The sequence below is a fragment of the Pseudomonas sp. PA-4-8C genome, assembly GCF_021606625.1.
In the GTDB taxonomy this organism is placed as follows: domain Bacteria; phylum Pseudomonadota; class Gammaproteobacteria; order Pseudomonadales; family Pseudomonadaceae; genus Aquipseudomonas; species Aquipseudomonas lactis.
Genome location: NZ_WKCD01000377.1, coordinates 1 through 4,230 on the forward strand (window position 1 = coordinate 1; position 4,230 = coordinate 4,230).

A 4,230-nucleotide genomic window follows, 5' to 3' on the forward strand; every position below is an offset into this window, starting at 1 on the left:
CTCCAAAGGCATTGAGGGGGTTCGTGCATTCGCCAGCGAGATAGGGGCGGTACCTGCAGATATTTCGGGCGTTGTTCGAGATGCCGAAGTGATATTTTTATCTATCCCTTTCCCAGCAGTGGCTGATCTGCCTGCTGACTTGTTCGCATCTGTTCCATTGGACGTCCCTGTCGTGGATACCGGCAATTACTACCCGGGCGTGAGGGACCAAAAAATTCCGGAAATAGATGAAGGCATGGCCGAAAGCGTTTGGGTTTCGAAACAGATTGGAAGGCCGGTGATCAAGGCGTTCAACAACTTGTTAGCCTATTCGCTCGCTGAGCTAGGCCAGCCCGAGGGCACGCCTGGACGATTGGCGGCGGCGGTCGCTGGGGGCGATCAGGTCGGTGTGCAGACAGTCATGGAGCTGGTGAGCGAATCAGGTTTTGATCCAGTCAATGCGGGTTCACTTGAGCAGTCGTGGCGGCAACAACCTGCAACCCCTGCGTACTGCTGCGACTACACCGCCGTTGATATGCGCCGGGCCCTTCATGCGGCAGTTAAAGGTGAGGCGCCAAAAACTCGGGATCGCATGATAGAGCATTTCGCGAAGCTGGGTCCCAACCCTAGTCATGCGGATATCATTGCGATGAATCGTCAACTGAGCCCGATATCGCACGCGTAACAGAAGTTGGCGAAGGCACAGGTTTATTTGATTTTCGTTTCACCACGTTCACAGCAAACAAAACCCCAGGTTTCGAAAGAAACCTGGGGTTTTTTAATTTTTGAGTTTGAAACCTGCTGTTTTTAGATCATGCGCACGGCGCGTCCATTCGTCGCCCGATGACATCGAGCAAATCGCATCCATCGCGCAGTGGAATCGAACAGAGCAGTGCAAAGTCACTCAGCACCACCGCATCACTACCGGAAAAAGGGGACGGATTTATTTACTTTATGGCCCGCACAGCGTTGTGTTTTATCGCTAACTTCGCCGACGGGAACCCTCATGCTATTTCCGGCTCAGGGTTGCTATCCAAAGTCCGGAAACAACAAAGGTGAAACCCGCGCCCGGAATCGACCAAAGCAGTCAAAAGCCAGATCGCCGAGTCGTTGTGTGTGGCGTATGTTGACGCCGTCGGCAATGGGACGGGGGAGTTTAAGGGATAGGCGTTTTTCGGCACGGCCCGCGCGGCTATCGATAGACTGGACGCCTCAATTTTTCAGGATGCAGTGGAAAAAGGGGACAGATTTATTTAATTTTCATTTCACCACATTCGAAGCAAACGAAACCCCAGGTTTCGAAAGAAACCTGGGGTTTCGTAATTTTTAAGTTGAAAACCTACTGCTCTTAACTCATGCGCAGGACACGTCTATCCGTCGCCCCATGACATCAAGTAAATCGCATCCGTCCCGCAGCGGAATGGAGCAGAGCAATGCCAAGTCACTCAGCACCACCGCATCACTGCTGATCTCACTACGTAGCGCAAGATTCTCAAGGACTTGAGTAACAGCACGAAGCCGATAGGTCGCAGCATCGAGGAGTATTCCCAGCGGCACGGTGGTGTCGACAAATAGGGCAGGGGTGGCGCTGTCGTTGCTGGTAAGGGCGATGTATTGGTTCATATGTTGAACTCCGGTTGTCAAAGGAGAGCAACCACACATTTGTCGCCAAACAAAAGGGTGGCAGCTGTACGCAGGTTGGCGAACCGGGACAATCGGAAAAACCGGCAGACCCGAAGGTCTCCCGCGCACAGCTACCGTCGAGCAGCTTATTGCGCGCAGAAGCATCCCGCAAATCCCGAGAGGCATCTATCGATTTATCATCGGGTCGCCAAACCCGTTCGCTATGTGAGCGACCGTCAGACTATAGGTGTGGCGATTTTAAAACGGCAGCCCATCGCTTCTGAGTGACGTGTAGGACGTTGCCGAAAGCCACCCACACCCTATGCCTAAGCCCGCCCTCAATGCCTATGCCGATGATGCACATCCGGAAAGTGCGCGTGGCTATGCCTCATCACTCCATGTGCATGCACGTGGCTATGAGGCACCTTCGAGTCCCACTCGAACCCATGCTCATGTTGATGATGCTCATCATGCACATGCCAATGCCCATGTTCCGTTGCCTCATGCAGATGCTCATGGGCATGCCGCTCCGTCAGGTGCAGCCACACGCCTACGGCCATCAGTGCCGAGGCAATCCAGAACGCCACGGTCACCGACTCGCCAAATACCAGCAACGCCACTGCGGCACCGAGAAAGGGTGCCGTGGAGAAGTAAGCGCCGGTGCGCGCGCTGCCCAGTCCGCGGAGGGCCAGCACGAACATCACCAGGCTGATGCCATAGCCGAGGAAACCTACCAGTAGAATCGGCGCCAGTTGCGCCACGCCCGGAATCTGCGCCCCCAGGTAAAGCGCCAGGCTGCAATTCACCAACCCCGCAATCAAGCCCTTGGCCCCAGCGATAAAGAGCGCGTCAGACGCCGACACCTTGCGCGTCAGGTTGTTATCAATGCCCCAGCACAAACACGCCAGCGCAACGGCGAGCGGTCCGGTCCAGTCCTGATGGCTGCTGTCAGCACCGGACCACGACAACACCACGCCGCCCAACACAATGGCAAGCATGCCGAGGACGATGCGTCGGTCGGCGTTTTCGCGGAACACGACCCAGGCGATCACGGCGGTCAGTACCGATTCAAGGTTGAGCATCAGGGAGGCGCTGGCGCTGGTGGTGCGGGTCAGGCCGAACATCAGTGCAACGGGGCCGAGGAGGCCGCCGAAGGCGATGGCGCCAAGTAGCCAGGGCCATTCCGATGGGGTTAGCCCGGTAGGTTTCCAGCCGCGATCACGGATCAAGCGCACACCGGCAAGGCCAATGCCGCTGCCGAGGTAGAGCAGGCCGGCGAGCAGGATGGGCGAGAGGCCCAGGCCAAGACTTTTGGCGAGCGGGGTGCTGGCGCCGAACAGGGCGGCGGCCGCGAGGGCGTAAATGATGCTGAGGTTCATGGGCCATCCTCGAAAGTCAGGCCCATGATACGTCGCTTGCCGGGGTCAGCGCCCTGGCAATTTCGTACTTTATTGCGCGGTTTTCAGCTTGATCACATCACCGGAGATTTTGGTGGTGTAGCCGTTCAATACCCAAGCCCAGAACCACTTTTCCTGCACTTGTGTGTTGATCAACGCGTCGCCGCCCTTGGCCTTGATGGCTGCATCCTGGGCGCGTACGAAGCGGTTGTTCTGGCCGATGGGGATGACGCCCAGCAGCATGATGCCGGTGGCGCTGGCTTCGCTGTGGCCGAGGACGGTGTATTGGCTGGCGTCGTATTGCTGGGTTTTCATGGCGGTGCCGGTGCAACCTGCCAGGGTGAAACCAAGTACGGCTGCTGCAACGACTTTACTGACGTATTTCACTCATAACTCCATAGGTTCAATCTCGAGATTCAATTCTCGGGGGGGCGACACTCTAAGCGCTCAGTTGGCAGATTGAAATCAATCAGCGAGGCTGGGTCGCAGTCTGGCGGGTACTGCGCGGTGATCCCATTGCAGCCTGGTTGGGGCTCGACAGCGCCCACATTTATTCTTCGGCGTGTCAGAGATGCAGCCACGCCAGGCCACCCAACATCACCGCCACCCCGCCGGCGGTGTACGACATGCGTTTGAGCCATTCCTTGCGCGTGAGCAGGGTAATCGCCGCCAATGAAATCGCGATCTGAATCGCCGTCATCGCCTGGGCCCAGCGATGGTGCTGGTGCAGCGCTTCCTCGGATTTGTGGTCCCAGTCCCGTGAAGTGGCCTCAAGCGTTTCGGCCTGTTTACGCACTTCTTCCTTCTGGAGCTTGTAGCGCTCGATCTCCGCCTGGTAATGCGCCGCATCCACGCCGGGAATATGGCTGGCCAGTTCTGCCAGGTTCTGGCGGCTGGATTTGGCCTGGTAGTAGTTCCACTGGTTAGCGGCTTCGGTCTTGATGATGGCGGCGTTGTTCTTGTCCATCGCAGCTGTGCTTTCGCTGGAGCCGGCCTGATAGCTGAGCATGGCACCGACGGTCGCCATGATGGCGGTCATCACGGCGATGCGGCTGGCAAAGCTGTCGCCGCGGCCGTGAGCATGCTCGGTGGTGTGTTCAAGGTGTTTTTCGTGGGGGCTGGGAACTTCGAAGGCTTCGGACATGGGGCGACCGCGAACGGATTTAGGTGCGCTGATTGTTCACCAGCGCAGCTGTCTCAAGCCTGTACGTAACGCTGCAAACCTGCCACC

At 57.4% G+C, this 4,230-nt stretch carries 5 protein-coding genes and 1 pseudogene; 1 reads left to right on the forward strand and 5 read right to left on the reverse strand.

The features are described from left to right. The coding region (locus GIW04_RS28430; protein ID WP_236479442.1) for an NADPH-dependent F420 reductase at positions 1 to 664 on the forward strand (664 nt) is incomplete at its 5' end. Between the two features lie 127 nt (positions 665 to 791). On the opposite strand, the pseudogene GIW04_RS28435 reads toward GIW04_RS28430, so the two are convergent. The 5 genes and pseudogenes from GIW04_RS28435 to GIW04_RS28455 form a co-directional block, all read right to left on the reverse strand. After that, positions 792 to 902: pseudogene (locus GIW04_RS28435) on the reverse strand (short-chain dehydrogenase); the annotation flags it as partial. A 430-nt stretch (positions 903 to 1,332) separates the two neighbouring features. Beyond that, positions 1,333 to 1,602 carry a hypothetical protein gene (locus tag GIW04_RS28440; protein WP_019820582.1) on the reverse strand — a complete coding sequence of 90 codons (270 nt, stop codon included), beginning with the start codon at positions 1,600 to 1,602 and terminating at the stop codon, positions 1,333 to 1,335. 338 nt (positions 1,603 to 1,940) lie between these two features. Continuing rightward, positions 1,941 to 2,981 carry a DMT family transporter gene (locus GIW04_RS28445; protein ID WP_034126763.1) on the reverse strand — a complete coding sequence of 347 codons (1,041 nt, stop codon included), beginning with the start codon at positions 2,979 to 2,981 and terminating at the stop codon, positions 1,941 to 1,943. A gap of 69 nt (positions 2,982 to 3,050) precedes the next feature. After that, positions 3,051 to 3,386: a hypothetical protein gene (locus tag GIW04_RS28450; RefSeq protein WP_003193349.1), complete on the reverse strand. Its 336-nt coding sequence runs from the start codon at positions 3,384 to 3,386 to the stop codon at positions 3,051 to 3,053. A 178-nt stretch (positions 3,387 to 3,564) separates the two neighbouring features. Next, the gene (locus GIW04_RS28455; RefSeq protein WP_120248461.1) at positions 3,565 to 4,143 is read right to left on the reverse strand and encodes a DUF4337 domain-containing protein; all 579 of its coding nucleotides are present in this window, start codon (positions 4,141 to 4,143) and stop codon (positions 3,565 to 3,567) included. Positions 4,144 to 4,230: the final 87 nt, after the last annotated feature.